We start from the raw sequence: 20,505 nt of genomic DNA on the forward strand, positions 1-20,505 counted from the left end.
TTTCGGTGATTATTAATTTGGATGGGAAGGAATTGTACATAGAAGGATTAGTTTACAGTGCGCTGCTTTAATTGTCTTAGTGTCAATTTCTTAATCGCCTCTTTTGATCATTCATTAACAACTCTGTTAATAGTTTTACAAACTTATAGCTTGGTATTTACACCGACCGGACATTTTTAGCAAGGTTCAAACAGAGATTGCTTCTTGTACATTTCTACTATACTGCATCAGGACTTTTACGTTTTTTTTAACCGCTTATTTCTTCATCTACATGAATAAATCCCCGAAGAGCTGCTCATAATTTTGTGAAAAAAGAATATGAAAACATTACTTGTAATTAATTCGAGCCCTCGCGGCCCCAGATCGCACAGCAGGAAAATGACACAGGTTTTTATTGACGACTGGAAGAAACATTATTCTGAAAGTTCAATAACTGTTCGAGACCTGGCTTCCAGCAATATCCCCCATATAACCGAAACGTGGATTTCAGCAGCATTTAAGCCTGAATTAGAACGAACAACCGAAGAGTTGAAAGCATTGGAATTTAGCACAGAGCTGATCCTGGAATTAAAAGCGGCTGATGTCATTGTTGTGGGCGCACCCATGCACAACTGGTCTATTACAAGCTCTTTGAAAGCTTACCTCGACCAGGTTTTACGGATCAACGAGACCTGGGCGCTGAATCGGGATAACCGGCTCGATCCATACATTGGTCTGCTTAAAAACAAAACCGTTTTTCTATTATTGTCGCGGGGCGCAGGAGGATATGAGCGCGGGGGATATAATGAAAATATTAATTTTCAGGCACCTTATCTAAGGAGAGTGTTTAATGTTATCGGGATTACGGATGTTCACGAAGTTGCTTTGGACGGAGAGATGTTTGAGAAACAGACACACTTGGTGTCATCAAAAATTGCGGAGGCGGAAATTCAATGGCTTATTACCACAAAATGTTTGTTGTAACATGTATATCAAATCATAAATGCCCACTATTGTCAGCGTTTCTTCGCCCTTAATCCACTTAGAAACTGGGGCGTGAAACCAAGAAATGAAGCTAGCATATATTGCGGGATTAATCTGACAAAATCAGGAAAATCAGTTGTAAACTGTGTGTATCTGTCCTGCGCGGATTCGCAGAGCATAATCTCACTCTTTTTCAGAGCCGCAGTATATGCTTTTTGCATCATCAATCTGAAATAATTGTTGAATCCGGGAATACTATAAAATAACTCATGCGCGTCATTTCTGTTCAATACGAAAACTTCCGTTTTCTCTACCGTCTGGATGTAATATTCCGAAACTTTTTGACTGTCGAAGCTTTGATAATCGCTTAGCCACCAACCAGGAATGCCAAACTGCAAAATTTGCTCAAAGCCTGTATCAACGATTTTATAAAGTCGCAGGCAACCGGATAATACAAAATAGTAACTGCTGCAGACTTGTCCTTCCTGTAATAGAAAATCTCTTTTATCCAGTATTTTATATCGCATTTTCGAGATCAGTAACTGCTCCTCTTCCGTGCTGAGTGAATCAAATTTCCTGATGTGATTCAATAAAAAATCCTGGTGTTTCATAAGATAAGCAAACCTTTTTTGTTCCAAAAGTAACAACTCAAATGATGATTTTTTTTAAAGTATATTAATTTTTAGGGAAATTCTGTTGTGCATATTTGCATCATAAATATTTCAATCACTTATAGTTATGAATAATAGAGTTGTTATCAAAGAGTTGGAGCCAAAAGCTTATGAGGCAATGTTTGGGCTGGAAAAGTATCTTTCAAAAACGAATCTGGATGCTTCGTTAAAAGAGCTTATCAAAATCAGGGTTTCGCAGATAAATGGTTGTGCATACTGTATTGATTTGCACACCAGGGAGGCCAGAAGTATGGGTGAAACCGAACAACGCATTTATGCCCTGAGTGCGTGGCGGGAAACATCCTGGTTTACACAAAAAGAGCGGGTGGTTTTGGCTTTGGCTGAGGAAATTACCTTTATCAGCAAAGGTGTTTCTGATAAGACTTACAGCGCAGCAGCAGAGCTTTTTGATGATCATACGTTAGCTCAGGCAATTATGGCGATCGTTACAATTAATGCCTGGAACAGAATCGCTATCGCAACGCACATGCGCCCGGCACAGCATTGAATCGGTAGCTAAATGAAAAGATTTGTTTTCTATTCCACGCTATTTGGTTGATGAAATCTGGCATTCATGAGTGTCGAAGGATCAAAAGTTTATTTTTTTCGCTTCTTTCAGTCGTATAATTGTACCTTTGCGGCTTCAAAAAATGAGAAGATGATCACAGTTGAAAATTTGGCCGTTGAATTTAGCGGTTCTGTCCTTTTTAGCGAAGTTTCCTTCGTTATTAATCCTACTGATAAAATAGCCCTGATGGGTAAAAATGGAGCTGGGAAATCCACAATGATGAAAATTATTGCGGGTGAACAAAAGGCCAATCGCGGCCATGTACGTGCACCCAAGGACGCCGTTATTGCTTATTTGCCTCAACATTTACTAACTGAAGATAACTGCACCGTTTTCGAAGAAGCAGCTAAGGCATTCATGCAGGTGTTTGAAATGCGTGCAGAAATGGAGAAGCTGAATCATGCGCTCGAAACCCGTACGGATTATGACAGCGATGAATATATGGCAATCATCGAACAGGTTACTGAAATAGGTGAAAAATATTATCAGCTGGAAGAAGTTAATTATGATGCTGAGGTTGAAAAAGCCTTGAAAGGATTAGGGTTCAGACCGGAAGATTTCCAAAGACAAACAAAAGAATTCAGTGGCGGGTGGCGTATGCGTATTGAGCTTGCCAAAATATTATTGCAAAAACCGGATCTTATTTTACTGGATGAGCCAACAAACCATATTGACATTGAATCGGTAATGTGGCTGGAAGATTTTTTGGTGAATAAGGCCAATGCAGTAATGGTTATTTCTCACGACCGCGCCTTCATCGATAATATTACCAACCGTACGATTGAAGTGACCATGGGGCGGATTTTTGACTACAAGGCCAACTATTCACATTATCTGGTGTTACGGGAGGAACGCAGGTCACATCAAATTAAGGCTTATCAGGAACAGCAGAAAATGATTGCCGATAATATGCAATTTATTGAGCGCTTCCGCGGCACATATTCCAAAACAAACCAGGTTTCCTCCCGAGAACGCATGTTGGAAAAACTGGAAATCATTGAAATCGATGAAGTTGACAACTCATCTCTGAAACTTCGTTTTCCACCTTCACCACGGTCAGGGGACTATCCGGTTACTGTGAAAGATGTGTCAAAATCGTACGGAGATCAGGTTGTCTTTAAAAATGCCAGTATGTCCATTTCAAGAGGAGAAAAAGTTTCTTTTGTAGGGCGAAACGGCGAGGGGAAATCGACGATGATTAAGGCAATTATGGGTCAGATCGATGTTGATGGGACTTGCCAGCTCGGACACAATGTCAAGGTTGGCTATTTTGCGCAAAATCAAGCATCCCTACTGGATCCTAATCTGACTATTTTTCAGACGGTAGACGAGGTTGCTGAAGGAGATGTAAGAACCCAGATTAAAAACATTCTGGGGGCATTTATGTTTCAGGGCGAGGATATCGATAAAAAAGTAAGTGTTCTGTCGGGAGGAGAAAAAACGCGGCTTGCCATGGTGAAGTTGCTATTGGAACCTGTAAATCTGTTGATTCTTGATGAACCTACCAATCACCTGGATTTGAAGTCCAAGGATGTTTTGAAAGAAGCACTCAGAAACTTTGATGGTACATTGGTGCTGGTTTCTCACGATCGTGATTTTTTACAGGGTTTATCGCAAAAAGTCTTTGAATTTAAAGACAAGCGTGTGATCGAACATTTTGAAACGATCGATGCTTTTCTTGAACGTAACCGTATAAAAAGTATAGCAGATCTTCAACTCGCTAAATAGATAATGCTGAGATGAAATTCTTCCGGTAGTTGTTATCTTTTTTCGTTCAGATTATTAGGAAATGATTTATTGGAGGGGTACTTATATTTCATATTAAAACGATAAAACGTATAAAGGTAAAAATCCTGTCTGGTTACCAGGCAGGATTTTTACCTTTATACGTTTCGGTTACCACGGGCTCACGCCCGTTTGCGGATTGTTATCATCGCTGAAAAACTGGCTTGTAGGGCCGTCAGCAGCTAGTGTCGCCGCTTTTACGAGTCGTGCTGCGGCATCTTCAACAGTTCCCGGTCCGCTGTGATGATTAAAATCTGTGGCCGTATAGCCCGGATCAACAACATTTACTTTGAAAGCCGTATCGCGCAGCTCGTAGGCCAGCACAATGGTATAGGCATTTAGTGCAGCTTTGGAAGCGGTGTAACATGCACCCTTGACGTGATAATATTTCCAGTGAGAGTCATTATGCAAAGTCAATGATCCAAGGCCAGAGGTCACATTGACAATCCGTGGACCGGAGGATTTTTTAAGCATATCCAAAAATGCCTGGGTGGTCTCAATCGCTCCGAAAAAGTTTGTCTCAAAAACCTGACGGAAGGTGTGTATATCCACCTCGGAGGCCGTTTGCGGAAAACCTCCGCTGATGCCTGCATTATTGATCAATACATCCAGCATTTCAATTTTGCTGCCAAGCTTTTGCCGTGCAGCTTTAATAGACTCACTATTGTCGACGTCGATAACAATAGCCTCTACATTTTCATATCCTTCTGCTTTTAACTGCGCGACAGCCTGTTCGCCCTTTTGTTGATCGCGGCTGCCAATGTATACAAAATAGCCCAGTTGCAATAGTTGACGGGCGGTTTCGAAGCCAATACTTTTATTAGCACCAGTGATTAATACGGTTTTCATAATTCATTTGTTTATGTTGCTACAAATTTAGATTGTCCCGCTCTGGCAACTTGTACACATTGCGCAGCATCACTGGTACATTTCGCAGGTGGTAAGCGTGACAATCATCCGGAAAGCTTTTTAAACAAGGTCGTTTTCTGTTTCACTATTTTTGTAGACTGACCCAGAGCGTTCATTTTAAGTATATTATAGCAGATAATGCTTTTATGATAACGTGAATGGGGTGTTATGAAATACTTTGTGACCTATGCTTTTGTCAGTGAACTATGTATCACCATCACCAGTCTGTGATTAGATATTTTAAAAAAACCAACTCAAATATAAATTATGGCACTCATCAATCCCCACATCAACTTCAACGGAAATGCCGAAGAAGCCTTCAATTTTTACAAATCAGTATTTGGCGGAGAATTTGCAACGATTGTACGATTCAAGGAAATTTCAAGTCCTGAAAATCAGATATCCGAGACTGAGGGAAATAAGATCATGCACATTGCGTTGCCGATCGGGCAAAACGTGCTGATGGGCAACGACGTTCCGGAATTTATGGGACGTGTCGATGAAAATGAAAACAGGTCGAAAATCTCTATCAGCGCTGAAAGCAAGGAAGAGGCCGATAAATTGTATAATGGACTTTCTGCAGGTGGAAGTATTGAAGTTCCCATTAATGATAGTCCCTGGGGCTCCTATTTTGCCATGTTCAGAGATAAATATGGCATTGAATGGATGGTGGATTTTGACCCGAAATACAAAGGGAAAGTTTAAGGGGAGTGCAATCACCTGCACAATAATCAGAACATCACTGGTACATTTCGCGGGTAAGCGCCCGGTATTCGGCGGGCGTTACTCCCGTTTCCCTTTTGAAGAAACGACTAAAATAAGAAGCGTCTGAAAAACCCAGGTCAAAACCGATCTCCTTTAGAGAATACTCCGTATGAAATAGCATGCGCCTGGCTTCCAGCACCATGCGCTCCTGAATGTGTACGATAGCCGATTTTCCACTCTGGGATTTGATTACATCTCTCAAATGCCCCGGCGAAACGGAAAGTAAGGCTGCGTACTCACTAACCTGGTGTATTTTCCGGAAATTTTCTTCGATGGCAGCCTGATACTTTTTTAGCAGGGATTTATCGTTTGGAGACGTGATACTTTTATACTGCTCGTCATAAAGCCGGCTCAGGTAGGTCAGCAGCAATGTCAAGGATGCCGTAATCATTTTTTGCTGCCACTCGCCGGGTTGCATGAATTCTTTTTGCATTTTTGCCAGCATATCCTCGACGAAAGTAACGTCAGCCTGGGCTAATTTCAATTCATGTGTATTCTGTTCATTACGAATGACCGGCAAATGAGCCATAGATGCGTTGTCGTGCAGCGCGAGAAATTCCCGGTCAAATGCAATCGCAGTGCCCCACATACATTTGGGTTCTTCCTTCACGATCACCTGATTAGGTCCGAAGAAATAAAATGTGTTTTCTGTCGTCACATAAGGTGTCATATCAACCCAATGACGGGAATCTCCGCGGCGGGCAAATACTAACAAATAATAGTCTTTTCTATGCGGTACGAGCAGCTCCGACTCATGCGGACGCATACCTTCGAAGTGTCTCATGCTGAACAATTTTCCAGGTAGCACGGGATCATGTTCCAGCGAAAAAACAGGTACATCCTGGTCAATTTTGATTGTATTCATGGTTTAAATGTACGGAAACCGACAGAGATTTCTGCATAAAAAACACCAATGCCTGCGTTGGAGCAGATATTATGGTGCGCCTTCGTTCAATAACGTGTTTATATTTCACATTGCTTGTAAAGCCCTGGATAGATTATTTTGGTTTTCCAGGATATTCGGCCGATGGAAATAGCCCTGGAATCTATTATCTTCCATATCACTTAACCGCTGCTTTTTCCTCAAAAACTTAAATTTTAAGCGCTCCTACGTGCCGAAAAGTATTGATAAGTACGCCTGTTGAAGTTACCTTTGTGTTGACGAAGGCAAGTTCACGCGCATTAAAGCTTTCCGAAAAAATGCGTTTGCCTTTACCAAGCAAAACCGGATAAGTAATCAACACAACTTCGTCGATGAGTCCCTGATCCAACAAAATTGTGGTTAGCGTTGAACTTCCCCAAAGAATCACATCAGGTCCATCCGTATCCTTAAGGCGACGAACGCCTTCAACGATATCCGTGCCGAGATCTTCAACCGGTCCCCATTCAAGGCTTTCTGGGCGGTGAGTAGCGACATATTTAGTTGCAGTATTAATTCCGTTTGCTATCGGGATATTGGCTGCATGCGGCCAGTATCCTGCCCAGATATCGTAAGTTACACGACCGAGCAGTAAGTCAAAAACGTTGCCATGAGCTTCCATCACTGCTTCTAAGCCTGCGGGGCTTCGAAACGCTGCCGTCCAATTATCATATGCGTATCCTTCTCCCTGCTCGATGATCCCATCCAGCGAGATATGTTCCATGATTTTAATTTTTCTCATTTTGCTTTTGGTTTTAGATTTATGCAAAGTTAAGTTGGGACATGGATTTGGGAGAGGGGGGATTGTGACTTGTTTAGGGCGTTTTACGGCGGAGTTTTCCCGGTTTGACTGGGTGACACCGTTACCCCGAGGTGAAAGATCGCAATTTATGATGCCTGTGCCTGATTTTATATTTAATAGTGGGCAGAATGTTCATTAGCATTCGCCTTTTAAAACAACGGAGCTTATCGGTCTGTGGTTCTGGACATTAGGGTGGCGTGACTATTATTATATACTTTTCCCTTTTTCGGGTGCGTAAATTTTATAGCTGACCATATCGAATTAATGCTCAAACAAGTACTTTCAACAAGACCAAACTGATACCCTGTTCTAATTACCTTTGGCAGCGAAAGGTCGGTATCCAGCTGGCCGCCTTTTGGCCAGGAGACCCAAAGCATGCCTTCGGATTGAAGATGCGCCTTTAATTCCGGAAAAACTTCTTCCTGCTCCTTCTGGTTTATTACAAACAGATGAATATAATCAAACTTGCCGGACAATGTAGGCGAAACCTCGATCTGAGGCAGGTTCATTTCATCCAGAATTTCTTTTTGAGCATTTACAAAAAAAACTCTTGCGTGCAGTTTAATACCCATTTTTTGTGCTACCGTTTTCATGAGTTTATTCGAGTTATCTATTGTCTACATGACTTTTTTTATAATAATAGCAGAACCAGTAAAAAACTCTCACAAAAATTCATGCCCGGTTACGCTCTTTGATTGAATAAATTTCGATCTGCTTTTTAATGAATACTGAATTAGGTTGCTTTACATTAACCTGGTAAAGTGTAAAATAAAGCTATTAAAATAACAGTTGTGACTACATTTAACGAGGAAGCCCAGAACGACAATTTAAGGACATATTGCAGATTGGACGCGAGAACTGAATTCAGCTCTGACAGCAGACAGTTTACAGGCGCATTATTTACGCTCACCGGAGGTAAATCTGAGTTTATCTTAACACTTCATTTCTTCGCGTTATTTATTTGATCTTATTTGTCCATCCAACACTCACCTAAATGGAGGACTACAATATTTATATTTCACTTGTAAACAAAAAATCCTGTAAATGCTTGATTTACAGGATTTTTTTTGGTTTTATTTTTTGTTTTGCAGAGAGGAAGAGATTCGAACTCTCGATACGGTTACCCGCATACACACTTTCCAGGCGTGCTCCTTCAACCACTCGGACACCTCTCTATTGGGTAATGTGGGTGCAAAGATAGCTTTTCTGGCTGTATAAGCAAATGAAAAACTATATAGTTAGGTCTTATTTTACGAACAAATAAGTTCTCGGTTGATTGTCAATATTTTAGCTTATTCAGGTTTGCACAGAGAGAGGGATTCGAAACCCCGCGTAGGTTTATGTTAAATAAAAACTTACAAAAAAACGCATTTTTTAAATACTCATTTCCCCACAAACCGGATTGGCCAGCATTTCTACACATTTAAGATGCTCTGTCTCTTTTCCAAAAACGTACATCATTTTTGTGATCGCTGCCTCAGCGGTAATATCAGAGCCGCTGACAACGCCAACTTGCTTCAGATACTTGCTGGTCTGGTAATGACCTTGGGCAACGCGTCCGCCGTCGCATTGAGAAACATTGAAAATAATAATACCACGATTAATCGCGTCGGTTATTGCGTCAAGAAACCATTGTTCAGTTGTTGCATTTCCTGCCCCGTAAGTTTCCATTACGATACCTTTTAATCCGCTTATGTTAAGAATCGAGTGTACTACTTGTTTATTAATTCCAGGGAATAATTTCAGAAATGCCACGTTTGTATCGAGCTGCTGCCGAATTTTCAATTTCTTGTTAGCCTCGTACGGCTTAATGAAAGGTGAGTTCCAATCGATTCTGACACCTGCATTTGCCAGTTGTGGATAATTTTCCGAATGAAAAGCATTAAAATCAGAGCTTTCCTGCTTTTTACTGCGATTCCCGCGAAGCAGCCGTGAATTGAAATAAATGCAAACTTCTGAAAGTACGGGATGTCCTTCATCAGAAACTGAAGCTGCCAATTCAAGAGCTGTGATGAAATTTTCACGTGCATCTGATCTTGCAACCCCGATCGGAAGCTGAGCGCCTGTAAGAATAACTGGCTTGTTCAGGTCTTCAAGCAGAAAACTCAAAGCAGAAGCCGTGTAAGCCATGGTATCGGTTCCATGTAAAATCACGAAACTGTCGTATAAGTTATATTGTTCGTCAATAATTTTTGCAAGCTCAATCCAAATGTCAGGATTCATGTTGGATGAGTCAATAGGTTCGTTGAGTGTCAGAAAAGTGATCTCGAAATCCAGCCGGCGAATTTCCGGTACTTTCTCTATAACCTGCTCAAAATTGAAGGGAACAAGCTGTTTTCCCTTCGTTTCATAAACCATTCCCAATGTTCCTCCGGTGTAAATCACCAGAACAGAGGCGCGGGGAGGCTCCGGAGAAATCGGGTTTATATGTATTTTATTATAAGCCATTTATTCAGTTCAAATTCAGTGAAGAAACGTTCATTTATTTGCCTTCAACAAGGATTTTGCAGTTTCGGTTGTTGTTTCAATAACTTCTTTTTTAGTGATTTGTTTCAAGTCTGCAACACGTTGCGCTACCAGATCAACATAGGAAACTTCGTTTCTTTTTCCGCGATAAGGGGTAGGAGCGAGGTATGGACTATCCGTTTCCAATACCAGATTTTCGAGATCAATGAATGGAAGGACTTTATCCAGTCCCCCATTCTTAAATGTTGAGACACCACCAATTCCTAGTTTAAAGCCTAATTCGATTGCTTTTTGCGCTTCTTCCAAAGAACCTATAAAACAATGAAAAATGCCCGTTAACGAAGGATCTCCAAATTTCTCAATCAGACTGACCGTCTCCCGGAATGCTTCGCGACTATGAATATCAATCCATAAATTGTGTTTACGGGCTAATGCGCATTGAAATAAAAAGGCTTCTTCCTGCTGAGCCTTAAATGTTTTATCCCAAAATAAATCCATACCAATTTCTCCGACGGCGATGAACTTAAATTTATCGAGCCACTCTTCGACTATTTGTAATTCTTTTTCAAAGCCATCTTTCACGTATGTTGGGTGCAGGCCGATCATAGGCAGACAACGATCCGGATAGGATTCTGCAAGTGCCATCATTCCCGGAATTGTCGTATGATCGCAATTGGGCATCCAGATTTGCTCTATACCAATATCCCAGGCGCGCTGCAACATTTCGGTACGATCTTCGTCATACTTTTCGTCATATATATGGGCATGCGTCTCAATCATAATATTTTATTTCTCTCAAAATTAATTCAATAAATTCGATCTTTCCATAGGGTTTTACCGGGAATCACATGGACGACGAGCATAAGACAGCTGATACCAATTAAATAAAACCAGAAAAGAAAAGATGTTTTCAGTAAATCCCATTGGCGTAAAATCATGATTGCTATCAAAACAATTCCTGTTATTAATAAATAGTTTGATACGACCATTCGTATACTGCGCAACGGATCCCATATCGCAATCAGCATAATTCCGGGAATCAATAAAGCAGAGAAAATAAGGCAAAGTCTGATAATCAGTGGAGACTTCATAATTCCCTGCATCCATCGTTTTCGCTGCTCTAGAAGCCCGTAAAAAGAGGATACTGGTTCCGAAACCGCGATAACATCTCTGGAATATGCCTGTACAAAGCCGAATTTTTTCTTTGCAATTGCCATGAAGAGTGCATAATCCTCAACGATTGAAAATCCGATTCCTTTGTATCCGCCGACGGCGTCATAGGCTTTTTTTGTGACTGCCATATTATTCCCAAGACCTGAGACCGGAATGTTAAGCAAAGCAAAATAACGCATCAGGCTTAGCGTAAACAGCCACTCTAGGGAAAGAAAATCGGAAAGGAAACCTGCTTTCGTCATCCGGGTCAAACCAACTACGACCCCGGTATTCCCTTCAAAATGTTTAAGCATACTTTCAATCCAGCCTTCCGGAACCGCTATGTCGGCATCGCAGAAAAATAAATGATTTCCCTGGCTGAAATCCGCGAGTTGCGCCAGCACATTTGCTTTTCCCTTCAAACCAAAAGTCTGTTCAGAGATTTTGTGGTATTTAAAATATGGTTTGTCTACAATGTAATCAAGAATAATCCGGGCAGTTTCATCGGAAGAATCATCATCTCCGATGCAGATTTCTATATTTTCTTTTGGGAATCTTAATGCTTCGAGCGAACGTAAACAACGTTCAATATTTGCTTCTTCATTCCTGGCTGCCAACAAGATACTTACTAAAACAGGTGTTGATTCTTTAGACATAAAGTCTGGTTACTGATACTTGAATACTATGAATGCAGTGTCTTTGAAAGTCTGCTATAACATCGGCAAAGCTTCAAATTGATATCCGTTTTTTCGAAAATGATCAAGAAATCGAGGCAAAGTATATTGCATATTTTTAGCGGCTTTCAGGCTGTCGTGAAATAAAACAATCGAGCCAGGCCGGGCATATTTTATCGATTTCCGCAGACAAACTTCTGGTTTTATTTCAGCAGAAAAATCGCCGCTTAAAACATCCCACATAATTATTTCTTTATTCAGAGGTAGCTGACGAGACTGGCTCTTTTTCATTCTCCCATAGGGTGGACGAAACAAATTTGTATCCAGGTTCAGCTGTTTTTCGCAGAGCTCAATATTTGCCATATAAGCTGAGTCATCAGACTTCCACCCGTTCATATGATTAAATGTATGATTTCCAATGGAGTGGCCTTGTTTTAAAATTTGCTCAAAAATATCCGGATGTTTCCGCACATTGTCTCCGATGCAGAAAAAAGTTGCCTTCGCATTATATTTTGTCAAAGTGTCAAGAACAAATTCTGTCACATCCGGAATAGGACCGTCATCAAAGGTCAAAAAGATTTTCTTTTCCTCTGTATTAACACGCCATTTGTAACGTGGGAACAACGCTTTTAGCCAGAATGGAGAATAATGTAAAAACATTAGTATGTCTATTTACAGATAATCTGAATCAAAAATAGTTGAGTCAAATATAAGGATGATCGCTGGTAATCCGGCCAATATTGAATAGTAAGAAACTGTATAACAAAATAAGCCACTCATCATGAGTGGCTTATTTTGTTATTTTTGATTCTATCTAACGAAAATCAGGCATGAGCAAAAACCGGATTCAGCATTGAAACTGCTTTCGCTTCAAGGAATGATTCTCCCATCAGGTATTCATCAACAGCACGTGCTGCTTCCCGACCTTCGCTGATGGCCCATACTACCAAAGATTGTCCTCTGCGGCAGTCGCCCGCTGCAAAAACTTTCTCGTTCGTAGTAGACTGATATCCGTTTACTTTAATATTGCCACGTTCGTCAAACTCAACTTCCAGATCTTTCAAAAGTCCGGTCTGTTGTGGATGCAAGAAACCAGCTGCTAAGAGAGCAAGTTCGCAAGGGAGAGTTTGCTCACTTCCAGCGACTTCTTTCATTTGCATACGGCCCGTTTCCGGATCTTTCTGCCAGTCAAGTTCTACAATCTTCAAACCGGTAAGGTTTCCATTTTCGTCGCCAACGAAGGATTTTGTGTTAATAGACCAATGTCTTTCGCAACCTTCCTCATGTGAAGTTGACGTGCGAAGCATCATTGGCCAGTTTGGCCATGGTGTGCTTGTATCACGATCTTTTGGCGGAACAGGCATTAACTCGATTTGTGTCACCGATTTTGCGCCATGACGATTTGAAGTTCCAACGCAGTCAGAACCTGTATCACCACCACCAATCACAACGACATTTTTGCCAGTTGCAAGAAGCTGTCCGTTTTTATATTTAGCACCCTGATGATCAACTTCGGGGAAAATATCAGCCACACGTTTGTTTTGCTGGCTCAAAAATTCCATTGCAAAATGAACACCTTTCAAATTGCGGCCTTCAATGTTCAGATCTCTTGGTACTGTTGACCCCATCGTCAAAACCACGGCATCATAATCGTTCAAAAGTTCATCTGCTGTAATATCCACTCCAACATTTACATTGGTGATAAACTCGATACCCTCTTCCTGCATCACGGCAAGACGGCGGTCGATCACCTTCTTTTCAAGTTTGAAATCAGGGATACCATAGCGTAGCAGTCCGCCAATTTTATCAGCACGTTCCAATAGAGAAACTGTATGACCAGCCTGGTTAAGCTGATTGGCAGCAGCCATCCCAGCGGGACCTGACCCTACGACAGCAACTTTTTTACCTGTACGTTTCTTCGGTAATCTTGGTTTAACAAGATTCAGTTCAAACGCCTTTTCAACAATTGATTTCTCAATAAATTCAATCGCAACAGGCGGTTTATTGATACCCAGAACACAGGATGCTTCGCAAGGTGCAGGGCAGATTCTTCCCGTAAATTCAGGGAAGTTATTCGTCGATATTAAAATTTCATACGCGAGTCCCCAGTTGCCATCGTAAACGGCGTCATTGAACTCCGGAATAATGTTTCCGAGCGGACATCCGTTATGGCAAAAAGGAATTCCACAATCCATACAACGTGCAGCCTGTTGTTTAGAGTGCGACTCTACCGGCATGGTCTCAATTTCTTTGTAATCGTGAAGACGCTCCTCGACAGCACGTTTTTTTGGTAATTCCCTTTCAAACTCTATAAATCCGGTTGGCTTTCCCATTCTTATAATTTCCTTATTAATCGTGATTCAATTGGGCTGTATATTTTCTGTGGCGGCCGAAGCTAACAGCGAATAGCTAACGACTAATGATTACAAATGGTCTACGTCAACAACAATGTCCTGATATACAACATTTTTGTCGGCAATTTGCTGGGCAAGTGTGATGCCGCGTCCATCCAGCGCTTTCTTGAAATCGCTTGGCAGAACTTTCACAAATTGTTTGGTCGCTTCTTCCCAATTTTGCAGCAATTGGAATGCGACGTTACTTGTTGTATACTGGAAATGTTTTTCAAGAGAATCACGAAGGATCAGCTGATCTTCTTCGTTGATGGTTTCAAGCGTCACCATTTCAAAGTTTACTTTCTCTTTGAAATCTCCTTTCTTGTCAAGAACATAAGCTACACCACCTGACATACCAGCCGCAAAGTTTCTACCCGTTGCGCCAAGAATCACGGCCAAACCACCCGTCATATACTCTAACCCGTGGTCTCCTAATCCTTCAACAACTACTTTTGCTCCTGAATTTCTTACACAGAAACGCTCTCCCGCAGTTCCACGGATATAGGCTTCACCGGAAGTTGCACCATAAAATGCTACGTTACCGATGATAATGTTTTCTTCCGGCTTGAATTTGGAGTCACGATCCGGATAAACAATAAGTTCTGCACCGCAAAGTCCTTTTCCGAAATAGTCATTCGCATCGCCTTCCAGTTCCAGACGGATACCTGATGTGTTAAATGCTCCAAAACTTTGTCCCGCAGTTCCACGGAAACGGTAGTGGATCGTTCCTTTTGGAAGCCCGGCACCACCATGAATTTTGGATATTTCGTTTGACAACATTGTACCCACTGCACGGTTCAGGTTATTGATCGGAAATTCTCCATATACCTCTTCCGAATTTTCCAAGGCAGATTTCGCCGATTCGATCAGTTTAATGTCGATAATCTGATCGATTCCATGATCCTGATCTTCCTGTTTGTATTGTGCAACCGAAAGATCTGCATCTTTAAACAAGATCGCGTCGAAATTAAGGTTTTTGTATTTCCAGTGTTTAAGATCGTGGCGTGGTTCAAGGTATTGAACTTGCCCAACCATTTCATTCACGGTACGGAACCCAAGCTGCGCCATTATCTCGCGAAGCTCCTGTGCCATGAATGTGAACATATTAACAACATGTTCCGGTTTTCCAGAGAACAAAGCACGAAGTTCCTTATTCTGCGTAGCAACCCCAACAGGACATGTGTTCAAGTGACATTTACGCATCATGATGCAGCCCGCCGCAACAAGAGCGGCCGTTGCAACACCCCACTCTTCTGCCCCCAGCATCGCTGCAATCGCAAGGTCGCGACCTGTACGAAGCTGGCCGTCAGCCTGAACAGTAACACGTCCGCGTAACTTATTTTTAACAAGTGTCTGATGTGTTTCAGCCAAACCAAGTTCCCACGGAAGTCCGGCATGGCGGATTGAACTCAGTGGCGAAGCACCCGTTCCTCCATCATAACCTGAGATCAGGATATGGTCAGCATGCGCTTTTGCCACACCGGCAGCGACCGTTCCAACGCCAGCTTCGGATACCAGTTTCACACTGATACGAGCCGCGCGGTTGGCATTTTTTAAATCGAAAATCAGCTGAGCCAAATCTTCAATCGAATAAATATCGTGGTGAGGCGGGGGAGAAATAAGCCCTACACCTGGAGTCGAGTGACGCGTACGCCCAATCCAGTCATCAACTTTGTGACCTGGAAGCTGTCCGCCTTCACCTGGTTTAGCACCCTGTGCTGTTTTAATCTGCAATTCACCGGCATTACTCAAATAGTGGCTTGTTACTCCGAAACGTCCGGAAGCAACCTGCTTGATCTGAGAATTCATGCTGTCGCCATTCGCCAGGTTTTTGTAACGAAGTTCGTCTTCCCCACCTTCTCCCGAGTTGGATTTCCCTCCAATCCGGTTCATTGCAATTGCCAAAGTGGTATGCGCTTCCCAGGAGATAGAACCGAAAGACATAGCACCCGTTGCGAACCGTTTGAAGATGTTTTCAACCGGCTCAACTTCTTCAATCGGAATTGGATTTCCTTTTTTGAAACGTAACAATCCGCGAAGCGTCAGTGCCTTATGCGTTTGATCGTCAATTAGTTTCGAATATTTTTTAAATTCAGCGTAGCTGTTATTTTTGGTCGAATGCTGTAATAGATGGACAGTCGCAGGATTGAAAATATGTGCTTCGCCACGTTGTTTCCACTGATAGAACCCACCTACTTCCAAACGAGGAGTTAACGTCGATTCTTCATGGTAAGCCACTTTATGACGAACCAAAACTTCGCGGGCAATTTCAGAAATACCCATGCCGCTGATCCGCGAAATAGTACCTGTGAAATAACGGTCAATGACATCTTTGTTCATCCCTACACACTCAAAGATCTGGGCGCCCTGATATGACTGAAGCGTTGATATTCCCATTTTAGAGAAAATCTTCAAAAGTTCCTTATTAACCGCTTTGATGTAGTTATAATATAACTTTTCATCTGTGAACTCACCATCGATCATGTTCTTGCGATTCATGAAGGAAAGTGTTTCAAAGGCCATATAAGGACAGATACCCGCAGCACCGTAACCAATTAAAGTTGCGAAATGGTGCGTCTCCCAAACGTCTCCTGCTTCAACAAGAAGCCCAACTTTTCCTCTCAAACCTTCACGGATCAAATGGTGGTGAACAGCTGCTGTTGCAAGTAAAGTTGGTATCGGCGCATGATCAGAATCAATGGCACGATCAGAAAGGATAATGATTTCAAAACCATCTTCAATCGCTTCTTCCGCATAACGGCAAATCCTTGCCAAAGCACGTTCCAGTGCTTTTCCGCCCTGGTCTGCACGGAAATAGATATTTATCGTTTTTGCCTGGAAGTGGTTTTTATCAATAAACCTCAATTTGTCAAATTCCGAAACCGTTAATACCGGATGCGGCAATTCGATCTGACGGCAATGCTGAGGCGTTTCCGTCAAAATATTTTCTGTACTTCCCACGAATGAGATCAGCGACATGATTGCTCTTTCACGGATCGAGTCAATCGGCGGGTTGGTTACCTGTGCAAAAAGCTGCTTGAAGTAACTCGACATATGCTGGCTCTGCTCGGAAAGAACAGCCAAAGGAACGTCTGTACCCATCGACCCAATCGCTTCCATACCACTTTGCGCCATAGGAGCAAGGATCATACGCAAATCTTCCGACGTAAAACCGAAGGCCATCTGGCGTTTCAAAAGTGAAGAGTCTTCGTATTGTCTGTATGTGCGGATCGGCTGATCAAGATCCTCTATATGCAATTTATAATCATTCAGCCATTGTTGATACGGCTGTGCAGTACAGATTTGTGATTTAATTTCTTCATCAGGAATAATACGCCCTTGTTCCATATCAACAATGAACATACGTCCTGGCTGCAAACGGCCTTTGGTAACCACTTTTGCCTGATCAACTTCCAAAACGCCCGCTTCTGATGCCATAATGATGGTATCATCATCGAGAACCCAGTAACGGGACGGACGCAAGCCATTACGGTCAAGCGTTGCACCTACCATTTTTCCGTCTGTAAAAGAAATAGAGGCCGGCCCATCCCAAGGCTCCATAATTGCAGCATGGTATTCGTAGAATGCCTTGCGTTCCGCATCCATCTGATCGTTACCATCCCAGGCCTCAGGAACAAGCATCATCATCACGTGAGGAAGTGAGCGGCCTGAAAGGTGAAGCAATTCAATGGCATTATCAAGATTTGCAGAATCCGACTGGCCTCTGTCGCAAATAGGCAGGATCATATCCATTTCCTCTTTGCTGAAAAACTCAGACTGGAATGCTTTTTCACCGGCACGGATCCAGTTCACATTTCCTTTTACGGTATTAATTTCACCATTGTGGGCAATGTAACGGAAAGGCTGGGCAAGTTCCCATTTCGGGAATGTATTGGTCGCAAAACGAGAGTGAACAACGGCTAGCGCTGAAACCACTGATTCGTTTTCTAGATCAGGGAAATAATATTTTAACTGTGCAGTAGTCAGCTGTCCTTTGTAGGAAATGGTGCGGCATGACAACGATGAATAATAAAAGAAGCCTTTGGCACCTTTCACCGTGTCATTAATTAACCTCGCAGAAACCTGACGTAGTATATATAACTTGCGTTCGAAAGCGATATCTTCGGTGACATCGTCCGGACGTTTAATGAAAACTTGTTCTACATAGGGCTCAACGGACAAAGATCCTTCACCAAGCGTGTTGTTTAGCGTAGGTACCTTTCTATAACCCAGAAGTGTCAATCCAAGCCGTTTTAATTTACGGTTAACGATATCGCGGCATTCTTCCCTAACGGTTTCATTGTTTGGAAAGAAAATCATACCGACACCATATTCTCCGGCCGGAGGTAATTGAAAACCAATTTTTGAGCATTCCTCAACAAAATACTCGTGCGGGATTTGGATAAGGATACCGGCACCATCACCGGTGTTTGGATCGAAACCGGTAGCACCACGATGCTCCATTCTTTCCAGCATGTGAATGGCGTCCGCCACAATCTGATGTGACTTACGACCTTTGATGTTGGCACGGAAACCTATCCCACATGCATCATGTTCAAATTCCGGGCGGTAAAGCCCCTGTTGTTCTACCATTGTTTCAGACATTTGCGACATATATCGAAGAGTGTAGATTTATTTACAAATTCGTATGTAGAATTTATATAAATAAGCAAATTAAATGAATTGCCCGCCGCTATTGTATTATGAATAGTGTAAAGCCTCGCAAGATAATGATAAAAAATATTTGGTGTAATATGAGAAACACGAAATTTTCTTCAACCTGTATCAATTCGGTTATTTAGTTACAATAAATCTATAAATATTGATAATATGTCAATGATCGGATAAGTTTATTGGAAATTTCCCAAAGGGGAATTGTACAATTATTTGTTTTAGCCTGGAAGATGAAGTGGTATTTCTTACTTATGTCAAGCTACTAAAATTTACCGTAAAATAAAAAAAATCACCCCTGGAAAAGAGGTGATTTAATGTCATTCTAAATTAGGAAACGGTCAGGGTTCTTTTGATTCGCTGACATTATCGTAGTCGTCGGCATCGTAATCGTCGTCACCAGCTCCGAATTCGTTTTCAAGATTATTCATAAAAATCGCATCGATCGCTTCTTCCTGCGTAGGAAGAATGTTGAGATCCGGTATTTTCAAAGATTCAAGCAAATCGATAAAATCGTCATCTTTGGTAACGATCACCAACATACCCAGATCATTAATGCAAAGTCTGTTGATTTTTTTCAATATCGAGGTTCCGTTTGCATCGATATCTTTTGTTACCTGCATATTCACAATCAGGTTGTTGAAACCTTCACGAAAAAGTTCACGTGAAGTTTCTTCGAAAGAAGCTGGAACATCATTCGAAAACGCCGCTTCTTCAAGATCGATGTAGGCGTACTGCTCTTTTTTCTGTAGGCTGTAATTCATACGAGTTTTTGTTAAAACCAGATGATTTGATAGGTTAATTGATTGGCCAGACTGCTATGCTATTGCGCGGAGAATGGCTTTTTCTATTCGTTGTAATGGATTATCTAAATTATTTTTCTGGAATTTTTTACCCGAAACTTTTTCAAAAAGCTCAATATAGCGTTCTGAAATCATCTGGATACGGTCGTCGTCCATAACCGGAACTGTTTGTCCTTCTTTGCCTTGAAACCCATTTTGAATAAGCCATTCCCGCACGAATTCTTTTGACAGTTGTTTTTGCGGCTGGTTTAATCGCTGATTCTCGTCATACACATCTTTGTAGAAATAACGGGAAGAATCAGGCGTATGGATTTCGTCTATTAAATAAATCGTGCCATCAAGCTCACCGAACTCATATTTTGTATCAACCAGGATAAGTCCCTGATCCGCTGCCATCTCCGTTCCCCGGTTAAACAAAGCCAATGTATATCTTTCAAGATGTTCATATTCATCCTGTGATACCAATCCCTGGCTTAGAATTTCCTCACGGGAAATATCCTCGTCATGCCCTTCGTGCGCTTTCGTAGTCGGCGTGATAATAGGTTGCGGTAATTTATCATTTTCTTTTAATCCATCAGGCAGCGAAACTCCGCAAACTGATCGTTTGCCAGCAGAATACTCACGCCAGGCATGTCCTGCCAGATATCCTCGCACAACCATTTCCACCGGATAGGCATTACATTTAATTCCCATACTCACATTTGGATCCGGAACTTCCTGCAGCCAGTTTGGGACGATATCAGCTGTTGCCGTTAAAAAATGTGCGGCAATCTGATTTAAAACTTGTCCCTTATATGGAATAGCTCTTGGTAAAATAACATCGAAGGCTGAAATTCTATCTGTCGCAACCATCACAAGGCGATTTTCAAAGGAATACACATCACGTACCTTTCCTTTGTAAAAAGCTGTCTGGCCTGGAAATTGAAAATTTGTTTCTGGGATACTGTTCATGGAGTTTATATAG

17 protein-coding genes and 1 tRNA gene are annotated in these 20,505 nt (G+C 41.8%); 4 read left to right on the top strand and 14 right to left on the bottom strand.

What is annotated here, in order from left to right; all coding sequences use genetic code 11:
* Window positions 1-318: 318 nt before the first annotated feature.
* Window positions 319-963 carry an FMN-dependent NADH-azoreductase gene (locus tag BMY70_RS19550; RefSeq protein WP_090337982.1) on the top strand — a complete coding sequence of 215 codons (645 nt, stop codon included), beginning with the start codon at window positions 319-321 and terminating at the stop codon, window positions 961-963.
* Between the two features lie 32 nt (window positions 964-995).
* Here BMY70_RS19550 and BMY70_RS19555 read toward each other — a convergent pair whose 3' ends face one another.
* A complete protein-coding gene (locus BMY70_RS19555; protein WP_090338321.1) occupies window positions 996-1,574 on the bottom strand; it encodes a Crp/Fnr family transcriptional regulator in 579 nt (192 codons plus the stop codon).
* 127 nt (window positions 1,575-1,701) lie between these two features.
* Here BMY70_RS19555 and BMY70_RS19560 point away from each other — a divergent pair, with 127 nt between their 5' ends.
* Window positions 1,702-2,142, top strand: a complete 441-nt coding sequence (locus BMY70_RS19560; protein WP_090337983.1) for a carboxymuconolactone decarboxylase family protein — start codon at window positions 1,702-1,704, stop codon at window positions 2,140-2,142.
* A 150-nt stretch (window positions 2,143-2,292) separates the two neighbouring features.
* Entirely contained in the window at window positions 2,293-3,930 is a 1,638-nt protein-coding gene (locus BMY70_RS19565) for an ABC-F family ATP-binding cassette domain-containing protein (RefSeq protein WP_090338322.1), read from the top strand.
* A gap of 168 nt (window positions 3,931-4,098) precedes the next feature.
* On the opposite strand, the gene BMY70_RS19570 is transcribed toward BMY70_RS19565, so the two are convergent.
* On the bottom strand, window positions 4,099-4,836 hold the full coding sequence (locus BMY70_RS19570) for an SDR family oxidoreductase (RefSeq protein ID WP_090337984.1): 738 nt from the start codon (window positions 4,834-4,836) through the stop codon (window positions 4,099-4,101).
* Between the two features lie 327 nt (window positions 4,837-5,163).
* On the opposite strand from BMY70_RS19570, the gene BMY70_RS19575 reads away from it, so the two are divergent.
* On the top strand, window positions 5,164-5,601 hold the full coding sequence (locus tag BMY70_RS19575; RefSeq protein WP_090337985.1) for a VOC family protein: 438 nt from the start codon (window positions 5,164-5,166) through the stop codon (window positions 5,599-5,601).
* A 34-nt stretch (window positions 5,602-5,635) separates the two neighbouring features.
* On the opposite strand, the gene BMY70_RS19580 is transcribed toward BMY70_RS19575, so the two are convergent.
* The 12 genes from BMY70_RS19580 to BMY70_RS19635 form a co-directional block, all read right to left on the bottom strand.
* The gene (locus tag BMY70_RS19580) at window positions 5,636-6,526 is read right to left on the bottom strand and encodes a helix-turn-helix domain-containing protein (protein ID WP_090337986.1); all 891 of its coding nucleotides are present in this window, start codon (window positions 6,524-6,526) and stop codon (window positions 5,636-5,638) included.
* 226 nt (window positions 6,527-6,752) lie between these two features.
* Window positions 6,753-7,322, bottom strand: a complete 570-nt coding sequence (locus BMY70_RS19585) for a dihydrofolate reductase family protein (RefSeq protein WP_090337987.1) — start codon at window positions 7,320-7,322, stop codon at window positions 6,753-6,755.
* A 224-nt stretch (window positions 7,323-7,546) separates the two neighbouring features.
* On the bottom strand, window positions 7,547-7,975 hold the full coding sequence (locus BMY70_RS19590) for a hypothetical protein (RefSeq protein ID WP_090337988.1): 429 nt from the start codon (window positions 7,973-7,975) through the stop codon (window positions 7,547-7,549).
* Window positions 7,976-8,470: 495 nt separating this feature from the next.
* Window positions 8,471-8,557: transfer RNA gene (locus BMY70_RS19595), tRNA-Ser, on the bottom strand.
* Between the two features lie 199 nt (window positions 8,558-8,756).
* Window positions 8,757-9,830, bottom strand: coding sequence for an asparaginase (locus BMY70_RS19600; RefSeq protein WP_090337989.1), 1,074 nt, complete (start codon window positions 9,828-9,830; stop codon window positions 8,757-8,759).
* Between the two features lie 30 nt (window positions 9,831-9,860).
* A complete protein-coding gene (locus tag BMY70_RS19605; protein ID WP_090337990.1) occupies window positions 9,861-10,628 on the bottom strand; it encodes a TatD family hydrolase in 768 nt (255 codons plus the stop codon).
* A gap of 26 nt (window positions 10,629-10,654) precedes the next feature.
* Complete coding sequence (locus BMY70_RS19610) at window positions 10,655-11,656, bottom strand: glycosyltransferase (RefSeq protein WP_090337991.1); 1,002 nt, start codon at window positions 11,654-11,656, stop codon at window positions 10,655-10,657.
* Between the two features lie 54 nt (window positions 11,657-11,710).
* Window positions 11,711-12,334, bottom strand: coding sequence for a polysaccharide deacetylase family protein (locus tag BMY70_RS19615; RefSeq protein ID WP_090337992.1), 624 nt, complete (start codon window positions 12,332-12,334; stop codon window positions 11,711-11,713).
* 164 nt (window positions 12,335-12,498) lie between these two features.
* Window positions 12,499-14,007 carry a glutamate synthase subunit beta gene (locus tag BMY70_RS19620; protein ID WP_090337993.1) on the bottom strand — a complete coding sequence of 503 codons (1,509 nt, stop codon included), beginning with the start codon at window positions 14,005-14,007 and terminating at the stop codon, window positions 12,499-12,501.
* Between the two features lie 90 nt (window positions 14,008-14,097).
* Entirely contained in the window at window positions 14,098-18,681 is a 4,584-nt protein-coding gene (gene gltB, locus BMY70_RS19625; RefSeq protein ID WP_090337994.1) for a glutamate synthase large subunit, read from the bottom strand.
* A 398-nt stretch (window positions 18,682-19,079) separates the two neighbouring features.
* On the bottom strand, window positions 19,080-19,502 hold the full coding sequence (locus BMY70_RS19630; RefSeq protein ID WP_090337995.1) for an anti-anti-sigma factor: 423 nt from the start codon (window positions 19,500-19,502) through the stop codon (window positions 19,080-19,082).
* Between the two features lie 54 nt (window positions 19,503-19,556).
* A complete protein-coding gene (locus tag BMY70_RS19635; RefSeq protein WP_090337996.1) occupies window positions 19,557-20,492 on the bottom strand; it encodes a phosphoribosylaminoimidazolesuccinocarboxamide synthase in 936 nt (311 codons plus the stop codon).
* Window positions 20,493-20,505: the final 13 nt, after the last annotated feature.

Source organism: Dyadobacter koreensis, assembly GCF_900108855.1.
Classification (GTDB): domain Bacteria; phylum Bacteroidota; class Bacteroidia; order Cytophagales; family Spirosomataceae; genus Dyadobacter; species Dyadobacter koreensis.